Consider the following 23,315-nt stretch of genomic DNA (forward strand, 5'->3'; position numbering starts at 1 on the left):
AATCAACGCACTCTAAAACCGGAAGGGCCATTATACCCAATGAACCTGGTCATCCAGATGAATATGCTGGTGGCCGGCGCCATCATTTTGCTGAGCTGCAAGGTGGAACCGGCGAAGATCGCCTCAACTCCTGTCTTTAAAGCTGGTATGACCGCAGTGTTCTCAGTATTCGGCGTGGCCTGGATGGCAGACACCTTCTTCCAAGCCCACATCGATGCCCTGGAATCCAACCTTGGCAGCGTCGTCGAAGCCGCTCCATGGGCCTACGCTGTCGTCTTGGTTATCGTGTCTAAGCTGGTCAATTCCCAGGCTGCGGCACTCGTAGCTATTGCTCCCATCGGGCTCCAGCTAGGCATTGACCCAGCGGTCATCGTGGGCTTCTACGGTGCTGCTTACGGCTACTTCATTCTGCCGACGTACCCCTCCGATTTGGCCTGCATTGGCTTCGACCGAACCGGTACGACACACATCGGCAAATTCGTCATCAACCACTCGTTCATCATCCCCGGCGCCATCTCTGTCGTTACCTCCTGCGTAGTCGGTTCTGTGCTCGCGCAGATCCTGCTCTAAGTCCCTCCTAAATCCAGCCATTAGCTTCGGCTCGCCGTGCAGCTTCGAAGCGATTTGCTGCCCGCGTCTTCGCCATAATTGCGGAGACGTGGTTGCGCACGGTCCCGCCGCTGAGGTGAAGCTGTGAAGCGATGTCGGCGGAGCCGAGCCCACGCAGCAGTAGGCGACAGACCTCTACTTCTCTTTCGCTCAAAGGATTGTCGGGGGAGAAGAGAATATCTTGAGCAAGCTGCGGATCGATGACTCGCATACCGGAATGGACTCGGCGGATGGCATCAGCGAGTTCGTCGGGCGGGGTGTCTTTGACCAGAAAGCCATCGACACCTGCCTGGAGCGCACGCTTGACGTAACCAGAGCGCCCGAATGTGGTGACGATAAGGCTGCGGCAGCCAGTATCTGCGATAGTTTGTGCCGCATCGATGCCGTTCATGCCGGGCATTTCAATATCCAGTAGAGCCACGTCAACGCTGTGCTTAGCGACGAGTGCAGCGACCTCTGTCCCGGAAGCGCAGTCCGCTACGACTTCTATGTCCGGTTCGGTGTTGAGCAGTGCAGTGAGCGCTCCGCGGACCAGTGACTGGTCTTCGGCGATAAGAACTCGGATCGAAACTGGCATGGCTGCTGAAACTCCTTTACCTCGGTGGTGTTTTCAAGAGTCAAGAGGACAGAGGTTAAGCCGTCGCTACGCCGGATTATGAGGTCGCCGCCCGCGTCGTCAGCACGGCGGCGAAGGCCAGCAAGGCCTGTGAGGCCGGCGGCAAGCGCCTGCTTAGCGTCCTCCGTGAAGCCGCCGCCGTTATCCGTTACTTGCAAGGAGTTTTCGTCTAGGGTTACCCAGCACTCCGTGGCACCAGAATGCCGCACCACATTGGTGGTGAGTTCCCGCAGTGCCCAGGAGAAAAGATCCTCATGTGACTGGGGCTGCGTAAATGTATCGGGAAGGTGGGTTGTGATTCCGGCAGTGTCCAAGATGCGGCGGGCCGCCTGGATCTCACCGGCAAAAGTGGGGTTCTTCATCCGTGTAACTGTCGAGCGGACCTCTGCAAGGGACAGCCTTGAAAGAGCGCTAATTTCCTCGAGCTCGGCGGCTGCTGTCGACGGATCATGGTCGATCAGGCGGCGGGCTACTTCTGACTTGAGATTAATAGCCGTGAGGGTATGACCGAGGAGATCGTGAATATCTGCGGCGATGTCTTCACGTTGTTGAGCTAAATCCAAGTCGTGGCGCAAGGCGGTTTCAGTGTCATCGCGCTGGGACAAAGTGCCCAGCGTCAAGATGAGCAGCGGCCACCCGAAGAGGATGAGTGCGAAATCGATAAAGCGCTGCTCCGCGTAAAACCAAAGAGGGATACCAACTACGGCACCGGTCAGGGCAATGATGGTGGACGCTGTTTTGAGCGGTTGTGTGAAGGACACTAAGGCCCCAAGGTAGGGCGCGAAGACCACAGCCCAGACACCGTGAGATGGAATAGCTAAAAGCGCTAGCAGTGCGAGGATGAGCCACCACGTAGCTACGCGACGCTGGTAGGACCACTCCTGTGGGTAGGAGTGCAACGTTCCGAAAGCAAGAGAATAGGCCACGCAGAAGACGACGGTGATTGCCACTGCCCAGAAACGCCGTCCTGCAGAAGTAGTGGGTTGGAAGAGGATTTGCAGCAGTACAGGAAGGAGAAATATCAGCCAGACTGCGGCGAAGGCGGCATCGCGGGCCTTGAAGCTGTGCATCATGCTCGGTCTTTGTCGCGGCTGCGAAGAAGTAAGCACGTCCCGACGAAAACCACTGTCCATACCGCGATACTAACCCATGCGTACCAGAGAGGATCTTTGATAAAAAGCTGATGGCCATTGATCATTTGAGCTCCTTCAGACAGCGGCCAACGAGCAAGAGCTTGTGCGCCGTACATGGGGGAGAAGCGTCCTACGTCAAGAAGGTTTTCCTTGAGCGGCATGAAGACGTTTCCGGCAAAGGCGAGGATGACTATGCTAGAGGAAGCAATGGACACACTGTTTTCCGATGGAATGAGCATGGCCCAAGCCATGCCGTAGAAGCCGAAGGGGATGGCGCAGGCTACGGTAGCAAGAAAAGCCAGCACCCACTGTTCCAGCTGCATGTTGGCTTTGGTCAGCGCCCCAGTGATGAAAACGGCGGCGATAGGCAAGATAGCTCGAACCGCAATGTTGAGGAAGTGAGCGATTCCCAGCTGGACAGGCTGCAGGGGAGTAAGAGCCAATTGCCGGCCCCACCCCGCGCGGTTCTCTGCGATCATTGAGCCAGCAGCGCCTACAGCACCTGTGGCACCGGCATAGAGCGCCATGCCGATCATGACCATGGCAGCAACGTTTCCGCCGTTGAACTCAACGTCGCCATATTCTTGCATCGCGCCGAAGAGAATGTAGAAGATGATCGGTAGCCCAATACTAAAGAAGAGCGTTGGTAGGTCGCGGCGCAATCGCTTGAGGTCGTGACCGGCGTACCGTAGCGTGGCGGCAAGGTTGGGTGATGCCATGCGTGTGCTCATGGTGGTTGTCTCCTTAAAGATTGGCGGTAGTCGGGGATGCGTTGGAAAGCTCCAAGAAGGAATCCTCCAAGCTATGGCCAGCGATGGTGATATCGCGAGCTGCAGTTTTAGTGAGCAGGAAGCGGGCCACAGCGTCAGAGTCCCGTGTAGTGATGGTGAGGCCAGTTTTGGTGCGTTCTAGGCGGACAACTCCCGGAAGATCAGCACTCAAGAGGGAATCAGGCAGCCCATCGGGAAAGGTGGCGCGAATAATCCGGGTGGAGTTAGATTTGCGGATCTCCTCCGTGGAGCCGTCGGCTTGAACCTCGCCCTTGTTGAGCATGACGATGCGCTGGGCAAAAGAATCTGCTTCCTCAAGGTAATGAGTAGTAAGGACGATGGTCCGGCCGGATTCAGCCTCGTGGTGCATGGCCTCCCAGAAGTGACGCCGAGCCGCGGCATCCATGCCGGCCGTGGGTTCGTCGAGAAGCAACAGCTCCGGATCCCCCAACAGCGCTAAGCCGAACCTCACACGCTGTTGCTCGCCGCCGGAGCATTTCCCCACCCGGCGCGAGAGAATATCGCCTAAGTTCGCGCGCTCAATAATGTCCTTTAATGGGCGGTGGGATGGGAAAGCCGCGCCAAGGAGCTCGAGGGTTTCCTTCACCGTGATATCTGGGAGTAAGCCGCCGGATTGCATGACCGCGCCGATGCGTCCAGTCTTCGCTGCTTCCTTTGGCGAGGTGCCGAGCACGTTAATTGTCCCTGAAGTTGGACTCGTGAGCCCAAGGATGAGGTCAATGAGCGTGGTCTTGCCAGCGCCATTCGTACCCAGCAAACCGACGATTTCACCCCGTTGAATGGTGAGGGAGACATCGTGAAGCGCTGGAACAGGTTCTCGGGAGGATGCGTTGAAGACTTTGCCGACGCCCCTGACATCTACGGCCGGCGGGAGTGTAGGTGTTGTGCTCATATCTTCACGCTATGGCTGTGAAGTATTTGCAGCGTAGAAGAGGTGTCACCAATCAGTGATGACAGTTGTCATGGCTGCCGAAGGCCCGCTCCTGGCCATGGCGGAACTACTCGCCATGGCGGCCCAACAAGAATGCATCCGTACGGTACGGGATGCTCAGCGCTTGTCCGGGGCTAAACCCCATGTGCTCGTAGAGGTACCAGTTGAGGTTGTGCGTCATGCGTTCATGGATTTTCGCTCCATTGCGAAGCCAGTATGAGCGAGTATGCATGAGTGCATGCAGATCTTCGGGGCACAGCTCGTGTTCCCACGTTAAGCGAAGCTCCTCACGGAGCGTCCACGGATCGCTCAAAGCGGGATAGAAACCGGGACGGTGGATATCACCTGAATGCATGATGCGGGAGAGCCGGAGGATCCATGGGTCAGCGTGAACGTCTAGAGTATTCCACACCAAAAGCACTTTTCCCCCTGGGCGGAGCACTCGGTCAAATTCCGCACAAGCTCGATCGACATCGACCCAGTGCCAGGTTTGAGCACAGGTGATGGCGTCGAGGGAGGCGGTATCCGCAGCTGTGTTCTCAGCGGTGGCGCGCCAGCAGGGAATCCCCAGGCGTGCCAATACTCGTGCCATATCAGGGGAAGGATCGCTGGCGTAGACGACAGGATTGTGCAGTGACTCGGTCAGTTTGCCGGTTCCTGCCCCAACGTCGAGGACGGTGTGTGCAGAGGAAATAAGTTGCGATACTTCCGGCGGATATCCAGGACGAGCATCGTGGTAGACGTCGGCTCCTTGTTGGAAAGCTCGGGCAGAATGCACCCGCTGTTGAGCAGTGCCGAAGTTAGGAGATTCTTTTCCGGATGCGTGCCGGTAGCTGGGGTAATGCTCGGGTAGTGGGTGCGGAGAGGGTACGCCCAAGGAATCGGATGGGTCGGAAGGCAAAGAGCTCATGATGCCCTCAAACTTACCGTGGTGCTGCAGGTTCGTGGATGTTGGTGGGATGTTTTAAGGTGGACGAGGATATTTTCCGATAATGAATGTGGCGAGGGGAATGATGGGCGAAGATTCCGCAACGCGGCTGCGCCGGTTGCGTGCACTCGCTGGGTCTGTCGCCGTCGCGGCAACTGTCATGGCGTTGGCGTCGTGCAGCTCGCCTGAAGAGGAAGCACCTACGTCAACCTCCCCAGCAGAGTGGACAAATGATCTCGGTATCCCACTAGCTCCTATGCTGGTCGGCCCGGAGCCTGGACACACGAAGAAAGTTCGGTTGGCCTCTGGTCGGAGCTTCCTTCTCCATGTGCCTGAAAACTACACGCCTGAGCGTTCCTGGCCGGTGCTGCTATCTTTCCACGGGTATACAGATTCTCCGGAGAATATGGAGCAGTACACCCAATTCAATGCCGCTCACGCCATCGTTGCCTACCCAGCGGGGGAGAAGGCCGCGTGGGCGCCAGCCCCCTACGCTGCTACTAGCGCTGAAGAAGACCTAGAATTCGTTCGCTCTCTCGTGGATAGTCTGCGTTCTACTTACGAGGTGGACGATAACGCCATCTATGCCGCAGGTCTGTCCAACGGCGGGGGGTTCGCAGCCTTCCTGGCCTGCCGGATGCCGGGCACCTTTCGATCTGTAGCGACAGTTTCGGCGGCATATTACGAAGGAATCCATACGAATTGTTTGGATAAACCTGTCGGCCGTTTGGATATCCACGGTACAAAAGATCCCGTAGTTAATTACGAAGGCGGAGTGCGCCACGATACTGCCTATTCTTCAGTAGCAGAGGTGCTCGGGCAGGATCAGCGGCGCAATGACTGTCGAGGGGACGTCGATTCCGTGCGCCTGACAAACGGTGCCACTAGAGAGACCTGGACTGCCTGTGAAGCACCGCTACAGCACATCCGCATCGAAGGCGGATCTCACGTATGGCCGGGCGGAAACAATGACACGAAAATCGAAGTCGGACAAGGATTCGCCACCGATGCAGTACTGGATTTCTTTGGCATCCCCGGGCGCCCAGAAGGCACCGAAGAGCACGGCGTGGCCTAGGGGCGTTACTGCGCGGTTTTGCTAGTCCAGGGTGAAGTGGTCAAAGGGCACATCGAGTGAGCGAACTCGTGCGAGACAGATATCTGCAACCGTGTCGAAGCCTGCTTGGCGCGCCGCACTGGAGGCCTCTGTGGGGGCGGGAATCTGCACCAAATGGAAAGAGCGATGGCCACCGTCCTCGCGGTTGAGCTCGACGACGGCTTGAGCGGTTGTCCCCGAGCCAGCGAAAAAATCAAGGACTACCGCGTCTGGCCCACCGGCGATGGCAATGAGGTGCTTGAGAAGCCGTACGGGTTTAGGGAAGTCGAAGACACCTGTGATGCCGAGAGCTTCTTCGGCATCGCGACGGCCTGTGCGTGTGACTCCGAATCGCTGCCCATCCAGGATGGAACGAGGTCGTGCACCCTTCTTTTCATAGTTTTTGGTGTAGACAAAACCACGCCTGAACACCAATTCTTCGTAGTGTTCAGCAACCTTGTCCTTGCCCCATCGCCAGCGAGCTACCTTTGATTTTCCTTCTGGTTGATGGGGCCAGTACTCGCGGCCGTCGGGGGCGACGATGGGGAAGTCCAGACTGGGTAGGTAGCCCAAAGTTTTAGAGTCCAATCGGACTAAGGAGTAGTTGCCCTTCTCGTCACTGTGGTTGTAGCGGGTCGAGGTCTGCGCCTCTACATCCACATTGAACCCAGGATTTGCTGGGGACTTGGCGTAACACAAGATGTATTCATGTTCTAGTACGGCATACTTCGAGTCATTCTTGCCAGTCCCGCCCTTCTTCCAAATGAGTTGGCCAGCAAAGCAATCTTCACCAAAAACTTCATTCAGAAGGAGGCGTAGATGGGCCGATTCTGATTCGCCGATTGACACGAGGATGAAGCCTGCGTCAGCAAGCGCCTCACGCGCCAGGATTAAGCGCGGCAGCATCATGGAAAGCCATTCTGCATGCCACTGCCCAAAATGCTCTGAGCGCATATCGCGGCGCTGTCGGAAGTTGTCACGATAGACAAAGTCTTTACCAGTGTTGTACGGCGGATCGATGTAGATGATGTCCGCGCGCATACCCCGCTCAATAAAGTCATTCAGTGCAGCTAGATTATCTGCCACGCTAACACTGTTGGGGGAAGAACCCCGGCCGCTGATGAGCTTTCGCTTGCTCACAGATTCTTCTTTGGCCAGCGCAGCAGCTTGTTCCTTGCCCGGCCATACAAGCCCAAAAACCGACCCCACATCGGTGGAAGCGCGCTCAACGGGGGATGGTGTGGTGACACGAGGGCGCGTGGCAGGAAGGAAATCAGGCGAGGAATGAGACGAAGGCATCGTGGCGATTAGTGTGTTGGTTATAGAGATTAAGGACCAAGGGGGGCGTTGAACATCGGGCCCTTTACTCGTTTCCCGCGGCAAAGAGGGAAAAGAGCACAAAAGGATTGTGTCTTAGAGTACAGGCGTTCACAAATGAGAGGGTGATGGCACGTACCAAGTTGTTGAACGAAAAGGGGTAGATGGTGGGGGTGGGGCATTATAGAGATACTTAAAACTCTTAGAATCTAGTTTTCCAAAACTGCCATGCGCTGTTGACAGCGTTAATTTATAAACGCTGTGGCGAAGAACTCAGGGCGTCGGTACGGTGGGGGTGTGTTGGCGCGCACGCCGAAGGCAGCGACCGTAGAGCATCTGTTCGTTGCGTGGGGAGTCTAAGGAGGCTTCACGCAATAGTGAACACGGCTCTGGTGTAGGTGCCTTCGGGTGTTGGAAGCCAGCACTGTTAGAAACAGTAAAGCAAAGGAAGGACTGTAGAAATGGGTATTTTTGACAAGGCAAAGGATGCGCTGAACACCGATAAGGGTGAGCAGATTTCGGATAGCGCACTGGACAAGGGTGCAGACTTGGCTAAGGGAAAGCTGGGCGAGGACAAGGCAGATAAGATTGACTCTGTGCGTGACCAGCTTGATGAACGTATCGGCAACCAGGGTGCTGAGGCTCCCGAGGGCGATGAGCAGAAGTAAAGACTAGCCGCCTCTCCGGCATGGTAGCCTTGGGCGACTAGGGCATGCCCAGTAGTCTAAAAAGTCCTGTCCACAAAGTGGGCAGGACTGTATAAGTTTTACACTAATGTATAGTTCAACCTGTTTTGGTTCAGTTGCGGACTGATGCGGCCAGGAAGGAAACTGAGAATATTCTATAAAGTTTCCTATCTTGCGTTTATGGAATTAAAATTGACCTATTCCTGGGTAGGCTAATGACCGTGATTACTTCAGTAGATGTGGAACACGGTAACCGCCCCTCTCGGCAGCTACTTATTGAGCAAGCCGGCCGGGTCATTGCCAAGGCGGGTATTGATGAAGTCCGCCTGCGGGAGGTTGCAGATCAAGTCGATGTGCCTTTTGGGGAAGCACGGGCACTGTTTGCATCTGAGGCTGAGCTTGTTGAAGCTACTAAGCATTCGCTCAATGAAGCATTGACCTCAGTAGTTGATTTACATCTAGAACGCTTACCTGAAAACGCAACTGCAGTGGACAAGCTCCGGGCCACAGCTCTGTCGTATTTCTCTTTTGCGGTTGAGGATCCTTCCGCCTTCGCAGCATTTACTGCGGTCCACGCAACGCCGCAGGTGGGGCTGAAGGCGGAAGATTTTGTTGACCGAGGCGGGCGCGCCGAGACGTGCCCTATAATGCGGATGCTTTTTGAGCTGACTGAAGACGCTATAAGGGAATCTGGCGGCCGAGAGGTCGATGCAAAGGGGACTCTGCTTTCAGCGTTGTCTATCTTCTCGCATTTGCACGGCGTAACGCAGCTCGCTGCTGAAGGAATCTTGCGTTACCTTTCGCCAGCAGCCAAGAAGCAGACGTTTAGTGCTGTTATGGATACTCTCAGCGTTGGTCTTTACCCATTTTTTAGGGGTGAGCGAATTGAACGCACCATTCCTTATGGATTGGTGGGGGAGCAGCCGGAAGCGCTTTTGACAAAGGCTAAGGATCTTCCACGCACGACAGAAGAAGAGCAGCGTTCAGCGCTGCTTCGGGGTGCTGTCGAGGAGATTCTTGATCGTGGTGTAACCGGACTGTACATCGGCGGAGCTGCGAATCGAGCAGGCCTCAGCGTTCAAGAGGCTGAACACCTGTTTGAAAGTGATAAGGAACTAGCTAACTATCTTGAGCGCTATCTGGACAAGATCAACTATGAGTTCATTTACCGTCAGGTGGCTGCATTGCCTGAAGATGCTAGTGCCGTATCCAAGATTAAGGCCACAGGTTATGGGTATGTCTCACATGCCCTGTATGACCCACAAGGTTTCGATACGCTGATCAAGATTGCATCTGGGCCAATCGTCCCCATGTCATTCGAAGATAATTTCCTCCCGAATGCAAACAAAGCGGTCGAGCTCGAGCGCGACTTTAGCGAGTTTGGACGAGCTTTTGGCTTCATTATGTCTCTTGTGCGCGAGGTTATCGATGAGGTTGATGGACCACGCACCCCGTGGGTGCTTTTCACCCTAGTTATTTCGGTATGGGCGGGTGCTCATGGTCTTTCCATGTTGAGCACAAAGGGTCCATTGCGTGGTTATGACTCGGACTTCATTTTTGAAGTCCTCACGCAGTATATGGATATCGAATTTGGCGGTATCATGCGAAGCCTTAGCGGTATGGCAAACTAGTTTCACTCTCGTGACGGTGCAGCGTTCCTAGTTGGCCGCAACGCTTATCACGGCTAATCTCCACTTCCTTAAGGGGAAGCGGAGATTTTTCTTCTTAGTTCTTCCGTGTGAAGTTACTTTGTGGCGGGTGAGATATGCGTAGTTTCTAGGTGCATTTGTGTGGCCGGAGGAGGAGAAAGCCCGCCGGGGTGGGAAGGCGCCGCTCCGATGCCGTCGTAGACCTAGAGCTCACCAGCCAGGCGCAGGCGCCGCATCTGGTTTTCGGTGAAGGTCCGTTCGGCCAGTGATTCGCCTGCACCGTCCTGCAGATGCACCACGACGTTAAGCCCGAGTTCCTCGAGGTCTTCTACGTCCTCGCGGTACATTGCCACCGAGCTAATGGTGCATTCCTCGGGGTTGATATCGGAGGCGAAGATCTCCTTGACTGCGTCGACGTTCGCGTGCTGGGCGGGCATAGCAAGCATGATCATGTCAATGTGGTGACTGTCCTTGACACGCTCCCAGAAGTCGACATCGGTGGCATCGCCTTCCACGACATTGAAGCCGCGCTCTTGGAGGTGGCGCACCCGGGCTGGATCATGCTCCACGCCTAAGACTTTCGCGCCATAGACCTCTGTGAGCTCCTTGTAACAGGAAAGTCCTAGGCGGCCGACCCCAAGGACCAAAGCATGGGCATCCCCCAGCTCGATCGGACGATCTTCCGGGTGAATCTTGTGCGGTGGGCGCGTAGGTAAGCGTTTGGCCACGTGCGTGGCCCGCGAGACGCTCTGTGGGTTGAAAATGGCGGAGATGACGAAGCTCAAGGACACTGCGAGAACCAATGAAAGTAGCCAGCGCTGATTCAGCCAGCCGTCTTCCACCCCGAGGGCAGCAATGATTAACGCGAATTCGGAATAATTGGCCAGGAGCAAAGACGCGAGGACGGAAGTACGGTTGCGCAGCCCTAGTGTCCACAGGATGGCCCAGTAGGCGATTCCCTGGACAGGCAAAAGCATTAGGAGCAGGCTGGCGTCAAGGAGGTGCTGCCACGTCGGGAGGCCCAGGAAGCCGATGTTGACGAAGAAGCCAACCAGCAGCAATTCTTTGAGTGTGAACAGTGAATGGCTGAGTTGTTCCGCCCCAGGGGAGCGAGAGAGAACCACGCCCATGATGAGAGCACCCAGACTGCCCGAGAGTCCGACCCATTCGAAAAGAGCATAACCAGGCAGAAGGGCCATCACGATGCCGAATAGTGCGCCCAGCTCACCGTGGCCGAGCTTGTACCAGCGGCGCGTTGTCAATGCCAGTAGCGGCACGATGAGTACAAGCAAGAGGGCAGTCAAGCTGGGCGGCTCCCCGCGGAGAATGCTCATGAAGGCAACAGCGATGATGTCCTGCATAATGAGTACGCCAATACAGATATTTCCGTACAGGGCTTGTTCATCGCCGCGGTCCTGCAGGATTTTTAAGACCACGATGGTGCTTGAGAAGCTCAGTACCAGGGCGATGTTGACAGCTACCGAAAAGCTCGTAGGCCCAAATACACCAAGAGCCCCGAGTGCCGTAATGAAGCCCGCTCCGAGCAGAGTCATCACGAGTACATGTGCGCTGGCTGTCAGCCACACAGCTTTATCAGTTAAGGCCCTGAGATCGAGGCGTAACCCGATTGCGAAAAGCATGAGAGTAACGCCAATGTCCGCGAATAGATTTAATGCTTCGACATGCTCGACTCCGCCGGCGTTGAGCGCAAAGCCAGCGGCGAGAAATCCAATAAGTGGAGGCAGGCGCACTGCCCACGCGATGAGGCCGCAGCCAAACACCACAGCGAGGTAGGTCAACAACAATTCCATGAATTGTAATAGTGCCTCAACCCAGGTTATAGCCCTAGTTAGAAACGCTCTTTAGCCCATGAGGGGGAGAAACATAGGGGCAGCGCTGCTTGGCGACGACACATTAGGCACTTTGAAGTTCTGAGTTACGGTGGACTAGCCGGCTAGTCCACCTCAGGATGGGAAAGGAAAACGTGAGAAAAGGCTGACCAGAATCGCTCTGACCAGCCGTAATACTGTCGGACTAACAGGATTTGAACCTGCGACCCCTACACCCCCAGTGTAGTGCGCTACCAAACTGCGCCATAGTCCGCCGTCGCACTATTTCGTGCAACTGCTACAGATTACACCAACGGTATTCGCTTCGACAAATCCCAGCTCAACCTCTGTTTTAAAGGCTCTAAAACTCTCCGGTGGAATAGACCCACTGCCCGCCTTGGCGGCGAAAAGAGGAGCGCTCCCGTTGAGAGCCCTTGGCAGCTCCCTTATAGAAAGCCTCGAATTCAACGATGCCGGTCTGGTCCAAGGGGCCGCCCGCGACGGTGTCGATAATGTCGAGGCGATAAAAGCGAATGCCGGTTTCGGCGAGGTCGAGGCGCTCCGGGCGGGTTTCGGGGTCCCAGGTGCGCAGCAAATAATCCTCGTCGCCGGTGACGAAAGCGCTGAAACGCGAGCGCATCAGGGCCTCCGCTGAGGGGGCGGGTGTGCCGGCATGGTAGCGCGAGCAGCACTCGCCGAAGCTTAGGCCGGTACCGCAGGGGCAGCGGGCGGCAGGATCAAGTGGGTTAAGAACAACCATGGGCGGCTTATTCTGCAGTGGTTGCCACGGCGGTGGCGATGTCCACAGCGAGGAGGGAGTCGATGGTGGTGGAAGCGGCGGCGTCGGCAAGCGCGCGTTGTTGATCGGCACTCAGAGAAGCAGGAAGCGTCACCGTACGTGTGAGACGAGATTCGGATTCTTGGCTAACCCTTACAGATACCGCTTCGAGTACCTTCGCGTCGATTTTCTGCGCCTTGCCCGCTTCTTTGATGGCCTGGGTGCTTGCCGCAGCCACAGCGGACATAAGAAGGCCTTCCGCGGTGAAACCTTGGCCTTTGCCGCCGTTCTTTTTCGTGCGGTCAGCGCTCACCGATCGGTCATTGTGGCGCACGACGACGCCCATCCTGGTTCCAACTGCCGGGATTGCAAGCGCTGAGTCCTCAGCAACTGGGGTGGGAAGGTTCTCCGGAACAATAAACTGCTCCGCCCAAGCTCCGATGAGGTCGGCGGCACGGGCTGCCGCGCCCTGCTTAGTCACCAGGTGATCGGCCTTATCCAAGGCGACGAGGGACTTGGGATAACGCGTGGTCCGGAAAATATTTTGCGCGTTATCAATGCCCACCGTTTGATCAATGGGGGAATGCAGCACCATGAGGGGCTTGCGCAGACGCGGAAGATAGTCCTCCGGGTTGGTCTCAGCAAGGTCTTCGAGGAAGAGACGCGAAATGGTCAGCGCCCGGCCTCCAAGGGTGACCTCGACTTCACCGTTGGCGTCGACCTCGCCGATCTTGTCGGCGTAGTGCAGCACGGAGTGTGCAGGATCGAAGGGGGCGCCGATGGTGGCCACGGCCTTGAGGGAGCGAATGTTGTTGGCCGCGGCCAGAGCGGCAGCCCCGCCCAGTGAATGGCCCATGAGTAGCTGCGGTGCGGAATAGTTCTGTGCTAGCCAGTCAGCGGCGGCCTGGATATCGGCAACATTCTGGCTGAAACATGTGTCCGCAAAATTTCCTTCGGATTGGCCTAGGCCAGGAAAATCAAAGCGCAGGGTAGCGATGCCAAAGTTAGTCAGCTGTTTGCTCACGCGGGCAGCGCCCGGGGTATGGCGCGAGCCGGCAAAGCAGTGCGCGAAGATGGCGAAGGCTTGCGGAGGGGAGTCAGGAAAGTCGATGGTTCCGGCCATCGTGGTACCGGTGCTGGAGGGGAGCGACACGTTCACGGATTGCATGACCATAAGGATATAAGGGCGAACGCACGCCTGCGAACCGGGGTTGACTAGAGTCGATAGAAGACCTGTATGACGCACAAGGATGGAGGAGTGCTCATGGGCGCATTCGATTGGTTCTGGAAGGCAATGGGCGCGCAGTCCGAACGCAACAACAAGAAGTCGAAAGCCGTTGTGACGGCCGCAGATTCCGCGGTAGAGGATATCGCGAACCTGTCGGATGCAGAGGTTGCCGCCACCGCACGGGAGTGCGTGAAGGACGGCAAGATCGCGGATAAATCCCGCTTCCTCGCAGCCCTGGCCGTGGCCAGCGAACGCAAGCTTGGCATGCGTCCCTTTACTGTCCAGTCCCAAGCTGTGCTGCGTCTTCTTGAAGGCGACGTTATCCAGATGGCCACTGGTGAGGGAAAGACGCTGGTGGGAGCCATGGCCGCGACGGGTTTTGCGCTGACCGGCAAGCGCGTGCACCTGGTGACAGTGAACAATTATCTAGCAGCGCGCGACGCTGAATGGATGCGCCCGCTCGTGGAGTTCTTTGGACTCACGGTGGCCCCGGTAACGGAGAAGCTCGGCCCGGAAGAACGCCGCGCGGCTTACTTATCCGACATCATCTATGCACCAGTCAATGAGCTCGGTTTCGATGTGCTACGGGATAACCAGATCACGTCCCGCGAGCAAACGGTGCAAGCGCGCGCGGATGTGGCGTTGGTGGATGAAGCGGATTCTGTGCTTGTCGACGAAGCCCTCGTCCCCCTCGTCCTCGCCGGAAATCGCCCCGGTGAGGAATCTACGGGCCACATCACCAACGTGGTTTCCCGGCTGCGAGAGGAGCAGGACTACGTTATTGCGGAGGATGGGCGCACGGTAGCGCTCACCGAGGAGGGCGCGGCACGTGTGGAGCACGAATTGGGACTCGACTCGCTCTACTCGGAGGAGAACATCGGCTCCGTGCTGGTCAAAGTTAACTTAGCGCTGCACGCTAAGGCACTGCTTATTCGCGATATTCACTACATCATCACGGACGGAAAATTGCAGCTTATCGACGCCTCCCGCGGCCGCGTAGCGGAACTGCAGCGCTGGCCGGATGGCCTCCAGGCCGCGGTGGAGGCCAAGGAAGGCCTAGAGGTGTCAGAAGGAGGGCGCATCCTCGACACCATTACGCTCCAGGAGCTCATGCGGCGCTATCCGCTAGTGTGCGGCATGACCGGAACCGCAGTGGAGGCAACAGACCAATTACGTCAGTTCTATGACCTGCACGTCTCGGTCATCGACCGTAACAAGGAACTGCAGCGCTTCGACGAACCTGACCGCATTTATGCCTCCGTGGATGAAAAATCCCGTGCCATCGTCAATGAAATCGTGGCAATCAATAGCACTGGCCAGCCGGTACTCGTGGGTACCCACGATGTTGCTGAATCAGAAGACCTCGCCGAAGCCCTACGTGAACAGGGGATTACGGTCAACGTCCTCAACGCAAAAAATGATGAGGACGAGGCGCGCATCGTTGCGGAAGCAGGCGACGTGGGGCGAGTGACTGTGTCTACCCAGATGGCGGGCCGCGGCACCGATATCAAGCTGGGCGGCGCGGATGAGTCTGACCGTGAAGTCGTTGTTGAAAAGGGCGGTTTGGCAGTGCTCGGCACCTCGCGGCACCGCTCCTCCCGTTTGGATAACCAGTTGCGCGGGCGTGCAGGCCGCCAAGGAGATCCGGGCATGTCGCTCTTTTTCGTTTCCTTGGAGGATGACGTGGTCAAACAGGGCGGGGAAGATGAATCCTTGTCCGCGCGCCCCGATGCCGATGGGCTCATCGATTCCAAGCGCGTCCGGGACTTCATTGCACACTGCCAACGCGTGACGGAAGGGCAATTGCTGGAGATTCACGCGCAAACCTGGAAGTACAACCAGCTACTCGCGGACCAACGCATCATTATCGATGAGCGCCGTGCCAAGTTACTCGACACTGATCAAGCCTGGCAGGAGTTGGCTGAACGGGCGCCCGAACGCGCAGCCGAGCTTGGCGACGTCCCCGCGGAAGCTCGTGAGCGGGCTGCCCGCGAGATTATGCTGTACCACCTAGATTTGGCGTGGGCCGACCACCTAGAGCTGATGGATGACGTTCGTGAATCCATCCACTTGCGCGCCATCGCCCGCGAGACGCCCATCGACGAATACCACCGCATCGCGGTGCGTGAATTTAAGGACTTGGCGCAGCGGGCAGTTGATGATGCTCTAGATACTTTTAAGACTGTGCTTATTGATTCTGAGGGTGCCCACCTCGAGGATCATGGGCTGTCTCGACCGAGCGCCACGTGGACTTATATGGTCTCTGATAACCCACTATCTGGGGGCGGAAATTCCGTGCTCAAGGGCATAGGAAACATTTTCCGCTAATGTAAATGCGCCAGAGGTGACTCGCGCGGACAGCGGAGTCGCTAATATGGAATGAGTCAACATCGATCCGACCCTTCGGAGGTAAAAATGAGCGAGAATACCGGAACGCCGGAACCGCAGGCAGAGACTACTTCTGTCTTCCGCGCTGATCTTCTCAAGGAGATGGAAAACGGCACCGCGGCGGGTTCTGACGCCTCCGTTGCCGGCGCTGAGAACCTGGCAGAGGGCCAGGCGCTGCTCGTCGTAAAGCGCGGTCCCAACGCTGGCGCACGCTTCCTGCTGGATCAGCCGACCACTACCGCCGGACGCCACCCAGAAGCAGACATCTTCCTTGATGATGTCACGGTGTCCCGCCGCCATGCCGAGTTCCGCTCCAAAGACGGCCAATTTGAGGTTGTCGATGTCGGATCGCTCAACGGCACTTACGTCAACCGTGAGCCGCGCAATGCGCAGGTGTTGGAAGTAGGCGATGAAATCCAGATCGGTAAGTTCCGCCTGGTTTTTATTGCCCCTCAATAAAGCAGTTCTAGTTAGCAGGAACTAACGGGTGCGAGGGGAGTAGGTTTATTTCGCACCCTGCCCACGTTCCCGCTGTGTCCAAGTGAAACCGTGTAGAAAGCAGTAGTAGTCCTATCGTGAGTGCGCAGAAGTCCACCGCCGCTGCCGCAGCAGCGTCTTCCGTGGCCAAGAAGACCAAGCCTGCTAAGCAGAAGCCCATGTCTATTGGCGTAACGCTGAAGCACGTTCAGAAGCAATTTCCGGACGTGACGGTGTCGAAGATTCGCTTCTTGGAGTCTGAGGGGCTGATTACTCCGGAGCGCACCGCAAAGGGCTACCGTCGCTATTACCAAAAAGACTTGGACCGCCTGCGCTACATTCTGACTGCGCAGCGTGATCACTACACGCCGCTCAAGGTCATTCGGGAACAACTGGATGCGATGGACTCGGGGCAGGTGACCGCTATTGTCTCCTCCCAGGCTGAGGCCCTTATCAGCGCTGAGCAGCTACGTGCGCCGGTAGTTACCCGGCTTACCGACGCCGACGTGGCCGACCAAGCCGGAACAACACAGGAAAACATCGCGAAACTGGTCTCGGTGGGCCTGATCAAGCCGGATCCGGCGGGCTTCTTCGACACGGATGACGTGTCCATTGTCTCCGCGGCCGTGGCGCTGGAGTCCTTTGGGCTCGAGGCTCGGCAGTTGAAATCGCTGCGCAATGCTGCCCGACGCCAGGCGGACATGATTTCGCAGGTGGCAACGCCGGTCGCGCATTCGAAGTCTGATACCGCCCCGCAACAGGCGGAGGAACTGTCACAGCAGATGGCGGCCCTGGTTTTATCGCTCCACGGGACGTTGGTCAAGACCGAGCTTCGCGACGAATTCCGGCCTTAAACCTGATGCCTGGCTCGCGATGGAATGTGGCCTAACCCAGGCTTCGTGTCGCCTTCTCGTGCCACTCCGAGTATCTTTACGCTGCCTAGCTGGCCCGAGAACCATGTGCAAGAAAAGTGTGTAAAAGTGGGTCCCATGACTACTGAAGTACTGAAATTTTTAGGAATCCATCCCGTCGGACCCGAAAACAATCTGTGCGCTCTTTTCTACTGGGAAGAGGCGGACCGGCACGTGCCAGTGTGGGTCTCACCGATTGATGGGGCGCGCGTGCTGCAAGTCCTCGAGCGCCATTTCAACGCGCGGCCAAGTACCTACGAGCTGCTCATCGCCTTCGCGGACCAGCTCGATGGCATCGAGCACATCTGCGTCTCCGAGTACCGCAAAGGCGTTTTCATGGTTGATCTTGTGGACGGAACCGGCGAAGAGCATGATGCCCGTCTGTCCGATGCACTCGTCCTGGCAGACCACTATGGGCTACCCATCCATTTTGAAAAGGATGTGCTCGACGAGGTGGCCATCTACATTAGCGACGAGGACCTTAAAGAGTATTACGACCTAGAGCGCGAGGCGGAATCCCCGGAAACCTTTCCAGAGAAGCGCATGCGCGACTTTCAAGAGCGAGCTGCTCAGCAGAAAACGCAGGAAGATGATGGCTTCGAACAGATGATGCGTGATTCTGGCATATCGGAGGAGGACTTGCTCGGAGGAGAGGAAGGGGAGGACTAACTCCTTCACTGTGAGGAGCCTAGGTTCCGCGTGGTTCAATAGCGGACTTATGTTCTAAACCGACCTTTGATGGACAGAGCGGCGCCCTTACGGGCGCCGCTTTTCTCGTGCTGTCACTGAAATTTTTTAATGACACGCGTGTGACTAATGATGACAAAGTGAATCAAAAAGTCTAAAGTTCTACTAGAGGTTCACCGATGACGACCCTTGACGCCGTCGCTGACGTGTCCTTTAATAGAAAAATAGAACTCCCCTCAAGTATCACTGGAGTAATTACGTGAGCAGTAAGAATAATCGTACTGAGTCCAGCGCCCTGCCGCTCGACGAGATTGCCGCCAACACCTACGTTCAGGAATCTCTCTTCGATGTAGGGCCTGATGAGGAGCTGGGCTACCGCGTTCCCATCGCGTGTCAGGTAGCTGGAATCACCTATCGCCAGCTGGACTATTGGGCGCGCACCGACTTGGTTAAGCCCTCGATCCGTACTGCCCGCGGTTCCGGTTCCCAGCGCTTGTACTCCTTTAAAGACGTGCTGGTCCTGAAGATTGTCAAGCGCCTTCTGGATACCGGAATCTCCCTCCAGAACATCCGCCTCGCCGTGGAGTCTTTGCGCGACCGTGGTGTCAACGATCTTGCTGAGCTCACCTTGGTGTCGGACGGCACCACGGTCTACGAGTGCCGGTCTAACGACGAAGTTATCGACCTGCTGGCCGGCGGCCAAGGCGTGTTCGGCATCGCTGTGCCGGGTATTCTCAAGGAACTCTCTGGTACCATTACTTCCTTCCCAGCCGAGCGTGTTGTAGAGGAAGAAGACATCGACGTTGTCATTGGCCTCGACGAGCTAGCCGCTCGCCGCAAGCGCAAGACCTCCTAAAACGCCTACCACAGGAAGCCGCCGCCGCTCCTCCTCCTGCGCACTGCAGCTCACGTCAGTGCTGTTGAGGATGCGGCGGCTTTTCTTCTCTGCAGCCCTGCACCCACATGACGGTTTTACGTGCCCGCACACCGTCGCTTCAAGCAAGGCCGCGCATCCTCCAGGTGCGTACCCAAATTATTACGCCCCAGCGGCGCTCGCGATGCTTTCTTGTGCATTGGAAGGATTCGAGACAGTGGAATAATCGTCTGCGAGTTTTTCCAACTCTGTGTCCTTTTCGCCATCACCGATATGGACCACACTCAAACTAACGCCTTCACCGCGAGCGTTCTTGGCTGCCTCCGCAAAGCTTGCGTTATCCATATCCTGTTGGGTCCCAGTGGTAATCAGCACGACGCGAGTGTTTTCGCCACTACCAGCTGTTTGATCCGTGGCGTTATCGAGTGCCGCAACGACGGCGCTGCGTGTTTGTGGTACACCGCCGGTGCCGAACTGCCCCACGGCAAAGGCGACGTTCTCGGCGTCGCCGTAAGCAACATTTTGACGGAAGCCCACGATGGCTGTTGCGGAAATGGGGGAGGAATAGTTCCAGAGAGCCACTTGGCTTCCCTTCGCGCCGACCGCCGTTGCCGCCTCCGCCACGCCCTGAGTGACAGCATCGAAGTACGGAGCAAGGCTGTCGGATGTATCGAGCAGGAACAGCGTATTTGGCGCGACATCTTCAGGGGCCTTGTCTTCCGAGCTGGGCGCGGCCGAAGAAGGCTGCTCTGATTCCGAAGACGTGGCGGATTCCGGAGTCTTGGCCGCAGTGCTGGTGGGGGCTTCCTCAGTGGAAGTCTCAGCGGTTGTGTCCGCAGCCTCTGTTTCAGATTTTGAGGAATCTCCCTCTCGGAAAAGGAAGAAACCGCCGATGGCCAGCGCCAACACCGCCAGGACGGCCACGATGATGACCCACGGTGCAAATGCGTAGTTATTTTTTCCATCCGAGTGCCGAGCCATCTTTTTCCTTCCGCGCTGAGGTCTCGGGGCCGCGCAATGCGTCCCGATGGGTCACATCAATGGTCTCTCATTGTAGCGCTCAGCGCTGCTCTAATTTGGGAGACAAGCCGCGCGCGGAGTGGCTCGGAGGCGTCGGCAAGCGCGCGTTGGCGTCGCACGTACTCCGACTTTCCCTCGGGCGTTTCGATAGGAACGACACCAAAGCCCCATTCTCGACAATCGTAGGGAGAGGCCTCCATATCGAGCGTGCGTGCGGCGACGGCCAGACGGAAGGTGTCAAGAAACAACTCACCCGGCACCAGCGGCCCCAATTTCCACGCCCACTTATAGAGATCCATGCTCACATGGACGCACCCTGCTTGGTCGTTTTCCGGCTGGTCTTCGCGGTTCAGCACCGTGAGATTGAGCGGACGCGCGGGCTCCGTAAAGAAACGGAAGGCATCGTAATGGGTGCACTTGATGCGGTGCTTGTCGACGACCTCATTCGTCCCCTCCGCCCCTAACCGCAACGGCAGGTCATGGCGAGGAGCATCAGTGCGGTAGACCATGGCCCATTCATGCAGCCCAAAACAATCAAATTGGGTGGGGTTGCGTGTGGTCTTTTCCAGTAGGTCAAGGATGTAGCGCACGGTACCGCCGCGGCGCTCGAGGAAGGCCTCGGTGTCTACCGCAATTCCCTCAGCAGTGCGGTGGTAGTAGCGCCAGTCGCTGTGTGGAGCATCCCCTGCCAGGGTGATGCCTACCCCTGGGTGCCAACGCCGCAGATGCGAAGGGCGAACAGGGTAGTACTCGAAGAGAAAGTCGTAGACAGGGTGGTAGGAACCAGGGTGCCGAAAGCGCTTGAGGAACTCATCTGCTGATTCCTCATGCTTGCGCATTCGAGCTTGCCAGTCTGTGGTCTGCAGAATCATCGTTGACCTGCGTTGCCCCGTCGGGGGCGCGAGTTACGGTGGCGCTGGCCTTGGATGCCCGCCCGCTGACGCGATGTCTGCTTCTTAGATGGTTGCTGGTGTGGTGGGCCGAGCGGTTCGCCCTTTGGCTTGCGTGCACCGGTCATCTGGGCAAGCTCAGGACTGCTGGCAGGGTTGGCGCGGTCGCTGATGTCGAGGTCGGTGTGTTTGACCCCCGCTTTCGCGATGAGTTTAGCCACCTCGTCGCGCTGTTCATCAGTGACGAGCGTGACAACGGTGCCTGAATCTCCACCGCGCGCCGTGCGGCCGGAACGGTGCAGGTAGGCCTTGTGTTCCGCGGGCGGGTCAACGTGGACGACGAGGGAAACGTCCGCGATGTCGATTCCCCGCGCGGCGATGTCGGTGGCGACGAGCACAGGAACGCTGCCGTCGGCGAAGCCCTCTATAGCCTTTGTCCGTGAGCCCTGGCCCTTATCGCCGTGGAGGGGCAGCGCATTGATACCGACTCTGCGGAGTTTTTTGGCCTGCCTGTCGACGCCGTGCTTAGTGCGCATGAACATGATGGTCTTGCCTTTGCGTGCACCTAGGCGCAGGACGACGTCGTTGCGCGCCTCACGCGTGCCGATATATATCAGGTGGTGTTCCATCGTGTCCACGGCGGCCTCGACAGGCGCGGTGGAGTGAGTTACGGGCTCGTGCATGAACTGCTGGACCAGCTTGTTGACTTCACCGTCGAGGGTGGCGGAGAAGAGTAGGCGTTGGCCGTCTGGTGGGGTGAGCTTAAGTAGTTTGCGCACTTGGGGGAGAAACCCCATGTCCGCCATCTGGTCGGCCTCGTCGAGGGCAGTGATGGCGACGTGGTCGAAGAAGAGCTTGCCCTGGTCGATCAGATCCTGTGCTCGCCCCGGTGTGGCAACGAGCAGGTCGACCGGGCGCGCGAGTGAGCGAATGTGGTTGTTGATGTTGACGCCTCCGACTACCGCAAGCACACGCAGGCCGAGGGCAGCTGCTGGTTCTTCCAGGCGCTGCTGGATCTGGGTTGCCAACTCGCGTGTTGGTGCCAGAACGAGCCCACGTGGGTGCGCGGGGCGGGAAACACCAGATTTTGCCAGCCGGGACAACATAGGAAGACCGAACGTAAAGGTTTTCCCCGAACCGGTGGGGCCGCGGCCGAGGACGTCCTTGCCGGAGAGGGTGTCGGGGATCGCGGCTTCTTGGATAGGGAAGGGGGTCGTGATGCCCTGCTTATCTAGAACACGGACAACATCGCGGGGGAGGCCGAGATCGGCGAAAGTACTCATCGGATGGCAGTCTAATGCGCTGCACCGTCAGATCGAAAAGCTATGACGGGGAACGGGCCTCGCATCCTGGATTTTTCACAATATTGTGACGTGGTTCTCTGTTAGATTGATCGGCATGACGAACCCTTTCGCTAACCCGCAACAACCGCCCGGTGGATTTGGACAGAACCCACAGCAAGGCCACCCAGCGCACAACCAAGCAGCACCTGGATTTAACAATCAGAATCAAGGGCCTAACGCCAGCGGACCGGCAATGCCGCAGCCGCCGGAAAAGAAGTCGAGCTCGAAGAAGGTGCTGTGGATTGTACTGGCAGTAATCCTTGTACTCGCTATTATCGCAGCCGTCGCAATCTTTGCTGCGGTTTCCTTCTTCAAGGATGTCGCAGCTGACTTCGACGAAGCACCACGAGACGTCGCGGCTTCTGATGACACGTATTGGAATAGTACATACGACGCTGATGATGTCGACAGTATCCGAGCCTCCGAGGTATCTGCTCCGGTGCCCGAACCGCTTATTGGGCTTTCGGACGAGTGCTATGAGGACACGTCTTTCTTTGGGCAGTCGGACTATCTGGGCTTGGACGTGCAGTGGGTTCCGACGATCTCTTGTATTTATGGCCCGGACAGGGAGTTCGTGGCTCAGTACACAGAGAACGCGGATGCGATTCGCGATACAGAAAGCGTTGGGCTAAGCGATTCCGTTGAGGACTTTACTTCGGCCCGTGGCTCGCAGATTGCCGCCTTTGGGGAGGCAGAGGAGTACGTGATTGCGGAAGTTCTCGAGGATGGCGACGCGGTCATTGAGTACGTCATGGATGGTTATGACGACAACGGGGAGGAAGCTGATTTGAATGATCTAGCAACCTATCTTGTGGGTGCGGGCATCCTTGAGCTGACTCCGGGAGGCCCGCCGGTGGATGCCTAGCTTTTAGCGCCGCACCTCCCAGCCACCCGCCGGCTGCACAGCCCGCGAGCGCGCATTTGTCATCCGCAGGCGGTGTGGATAGCCGGGATAGCGGGCAGTAAAGTTCTCGGCCGCTCCTGCTTCAGGTCGATTGCTTTCGAGAACTGGCTTGAAGGTGTTTCGCTGCGGTGGGTCATCGCACGGTCGACTTGTTGTCACACACCACGGGTATCCCGTTAATCTTTCGGTTGGAGGGTCTCGTTCTTTAAGGGCTTAAACCCGGCCTTACTGTC

At 57.3% G+C, this 23,315-nt stretch carries 22 protein-coding genes and 1 tRNA gene; 10 read left to right on the forward strand and 13 right to left on the reverse strand.

All coding sequences use genetic code 11. The annotated features are described in order from the left end of the window. Positions 1-570 (forward strand): anaerobic C4-dicarboxylate transporter family protein (locus tag HMPREF2896_RS01820; RefSeq protein ID WP_305764437.1); only part of this gene is annotated, 570 nt, incomplete at its 5' end. A 7-nt stretch (positions 571-577) separates the two neighbouring features. Here HMPREF2896_RS01820 and HMPREF2896_RS01825 read toward each other — a convergent pair. The 5 genes from HMPREF2896_RS01825 to HMPREF2896_RS01845 form a co-directional block, all read right to left on the reverse strand. Continuing rightward, complete coding sequence (locus tag HMPREF2896_RS01825; RefSeq protein WP_070717251.1) at positions 578-1,186, reverse strand: response regulator transcription factor; 609 nt, start codon at positions 1,184-1,186, stop codon at positions 578-580. Further along, positions 1,096-2,298: a sensor histidine kinase gene (locus HMPREF2896_RS01830; RefSeq protein WP_246823967.1), complete on the reverse strand. Its 1,203-nt coding sequence runs from the start codon at positions 2,296-2,298 to the stop codon at positions 1,096-1,098. The genes HMPREF2896_RS01825 and HMPREF2896_RS01830 overlap by 91 nt, the downstream gene beginning before the upstream one ends. Beyond that, positions 2,295-3,089 carry an ABC transporter permease gene (locus tag HMPREF2896_RS01835; RefSeq protein WP_070445115.1) on the reverse strand — a complete coding sequence of 265 codons (795 nt, stop codon included), beginning with the start codon at positions 3,087-3,089 and terminating at the stop codon, positions 2,295-2,297. The genes HMPREF2896_RS01830 and HMPREF2896_RS01835 overlap by 4 nt, the downstream gene beginning before the upstream one ends. A gap of 13 nt (positions 3,090-3,102) precedes the next feature. Continuing rightward, positions 3,103-4,041 carry an ABC transporter ATP-binding protein gene (locus HMPREF2896_RS01840; protein ID WP_070644628.1) on the reverse strand — a complete coding sequence of 313 codons (939 nt, stop codon included), beginning with the start codon at positions 4,039-4,041 and terminating at the stop codon, positions 3,103-3,105. A gap of 106 nt (positions 4,042-4,147) precedes the next feature. Further along, positions 4,148-4,990: a class I SAM-dependent methyltransferase gene (locus HMPREF2896_RS01845; RefSeq protein ID WP_070717254.1), complete on the reverse strand. Its 843-nt coding sequence runs from the start codon at positions 4,988-4,990 to the stop codon at positions 4,148-4,150. An 82-nt stretch (positions 4,991-5,072) separates the two neighbouring features. Between HMPREF2896_RS01845 and HMPREF2896_RS01850 the strand changes: the two genes are divergently transcribed. Continuing rightward, on the forward strand, positions 5,073-6,083 hold the full coding sequence (locus tag HMPREF2896_RS01850; RefSeq protein ID WP_236659268.1) for a CE1 family esterase: 1,011 nt from the start codon (positions 5,073-5,075) through the stop codon (positions 6,081-6,083). A gap of 21 nt (positions 6,084-6,104) precedes the next feature. Here the strand turns inward: HMPREF2896_RS01850 and HMPREF2896_RS01855 are convergent, their stop codons facing one another. Further along, positions 6,105-7,400, reverse strand: coding sequence for a site-specific DNA-methyltransferase (locus HMPREF2896_RS01855; protein ID WP_371325885.1), 1,296 nt, complete (start codon positions 7,398-7,400; stop codon positions 6,105-6,107). A gap of 479 nt (positions 7,401-7,879) precedes the next feature. Here HMPREF2896_RS01855 and HMPREF2896_RS01860 point away from each other — a divergent pair, with 479 nt between their 5' ends. Both HMPREF2896_RS01860 and HMPREF2896_RS01865 read left to right on the forward strand, forming a co-directional pair. Next, complete coding sequence (locus tag HMPREF2896_RS01860; protein WP_070445127.1) at positions 7,880-8,086, forward strand: antitoxin; 207 nt, start codon at positions 7,880-7,882, stop codon at positions 8,084-8,086. A gap of 233 nt (positions 8,087-8,319) precedes the next feature. Then, positions 8,320-9,735, forward strand: coding sequence for a TetR/AcrR family transcriptional regulator (locus HMPREF2896_RS01865; RefSeq protein WP_246823969.1), 1,416 nt, complete (start codon positions 8,320-8,322; stop codon positions 9,733-9,735). A 221-nt stretch (positions 9,736-9,956) separates the two neighbouring features. Here HMPREF2896_RS01865 and HMPREF2896_RS01870 read toward each other — a convergent pair whose 3' ends face one another. From HMPREF2896_RS01870 to HMPREF2896_RS01885, 4 genes are all read right to left on the reverse strand, one after another. Next, positions 9,957-11,564 carry a cation:proton antiporter family protein gene (locus HMPREF2896_RS01870; protein WP_070445130.1) on the reverse strand — a complete coding sequence of 536 codons (1,608 nt, stop codon included), beginning with the start codon at positions 11,562-11,564 and terminating at the stop codon, positions 9,957-9,959. Positions 11,565-11,782: 218 nt separating this feature from the next. Further along, positions 11,783-11,856: transfer RNA gene (locus tag HMPREF2896_RS01875), tRNA-Pro, on the reverse strand. An 87-nt stretch (positions 11,857-11,943) separates the two neighbouring features. Then, the gene (locus tag HMPREF2896_RS01880; RefSeq protein ID WP_070644630.1) at positions 11,944-12,342 is read right to left on the reverse strand and encodes a YchJ family protein; all 399 of its coding nucleotides are present in this window, start codon (positions 12,340-12,342) and stop codon (positions 11,944-11,946) included. Positions 12,343-12,349: 7 nt separating this feature from the next. After that, positions 12,350-13,528, reverse strand: a complete 1,179-nt coding sequence (locus HMPREF2896_RS01885; RefSeq protein WP_210386007.1) for a bifunctional alpha/beta hydrolase/OsmC family protein — start codon at positions 13,526-13,528, stop codon at positions 12,350-12,352. Positions 13,529-13,624: 96 nt separating this feature from the next. On the opposite strand from HMPREF2896_RS01885, the gene secA2 reads away from it, so the two are divergent. From secA2 to HMPREF2896_RS01910, 5 genes are all read left to right on the forward strand, one after another. Continuing rightward, a complete protein-coding gene (secA2, locus tag HMPREF2896_RS01890) occupies positions 13,625-15,916 on the forward strand; it encodes an accessory Sec system translocase SecA2 (protein WP_070644639.1) in 2,292 nt (763 codons plus the stop codon). An 87-nt stretch (positions 15,917-16,003) separates the two neighbouring features. Beyond that, a complete protein-coding gene (gene odhI / locus HMPREF2896_RS01895; RefSeq protein WP_070445142.1) occupies positions 16,004-16,435 on the forward strand; it encodes an oxoglutarate dehydrogenase inhibitor Odhl in 432 nt (143 codons plus the stop codon). Positions 16,436-16,551: 116 nt separating this feature from the next. Then, positions 16,552-17,307 (forward strand): transcriptional regulator FtsR, encoded by a 756-nt coding sequence (locus HMPREF2896_RS01900; RefSeq protein WP_010186535.1) that lies wholly within the window; start codon positions 16,552-16,554, stop codon positions 17,305-17,307. A 135-nt stretch (positions 17,308-17,442) separates the two neighbouring features. Next, positions 17,443-18,033 carry a bifunctional nuclease domain-containing protein gene (locus HMPREF2896_RS01905; protein ID WP_070445145.1) on the forward strand — a complete coding sequence of 197 codons (591 nt, stop codon included), beginning with the start codon at positions 17,443-17,445 and terminating at the stop codon, positions 18,031-18,033. A 313-nt stretch (positions 18,034-18,346) separates the two neighbouring features. Then, on the forward strand, positions 18,347-18,907 hold the full coding sequence (locus HMPREF2896_RS01910) for a MerR family transcriptional regulator (RefSeq protein ID WP_168160900.1): 561 nt from the start codon (positions 18,347-18,349) through the stop codon (positions 18,905-18,907). Between the two features lie 180 nt (positions 18,908-19,087). On the opposite strand, the gene HMPREF2896_RS01915 is transcribed toward HMPREF2896_RS01910, so the two are convergent. From HMPREF2896_RS01915 to HMPREF2896_RS01925, 3 genes are read right to left on the reverse strand one after another with little or no spacing between them, the layout of a single operon-like run. After that, positions 19,088-19,906 carry a vWA domain-containing protein gene (locus tag HMPREF2896_RS01915; protein WP_070717257.1) on the reverse strand — a complete coding sequence of 273 codons (819 nt, stop codon included), beginning with the start codon at positions 19,904-19,906 and terminating at the stop codon, positions 19,088-19,090. A gap of 56 nt (positions 19,907-19,962) precedes the next feature. Then, complete coding sequence (locus HMPREF2896_RS01920; protein WP_070711857.1) at positions 19,963-20,817, reverse strand: 3-methyladenine DNA glycosylase; 855 nt, start codon at positions 20,815-20,817, stop codon at positions 19,963-19,965. Beyond that, positions 20,814-22,118 carry a DEAD/DEAH box helicase gene (locus HMPREF2896_RS01925; protein WP_070717259.1) on the reverse strand — a complete coding sequence of 435 codons (1,305 nt, stop codon included), beginning with the start codon at positions 22,116-22,118 and terminating at the stop codon, positions 20,814-20,816. Before HMPREF2896_RS01925 ends, HMPREF2896_RS01920 begins: the two co-directional genes overlap by 4 nt. A gap of 115 nt (positions 22,119-22,233) precedes the next feature. Between HMPREF2896_RS01925 and HMPREF2896_RS01930 the strand changes: the two genes are divergently transcribed. Beyond that, entirely contained in the window at positions 22,234-23,043 is an 810-nt protein-coding gene (locus HMPREF2896_RS01930; RefSeq protein ID WP_246823970.1) for a hypothetical protein, read from the forward strand. Positions 23,044-23,315 lie beyond the last annotated feature (272 nt).

Origin of the sequence: Corynebacterium sp. HMSC069E04 (assembly GCF_001813175.1) — a bacterium.
Lineage (GTDB): Bacteria > Actinomycetota > Actinomycetes > Mycobacteriales > Mycobacteriaceae > Corynebacterium > Corynebacterium aurimucosum.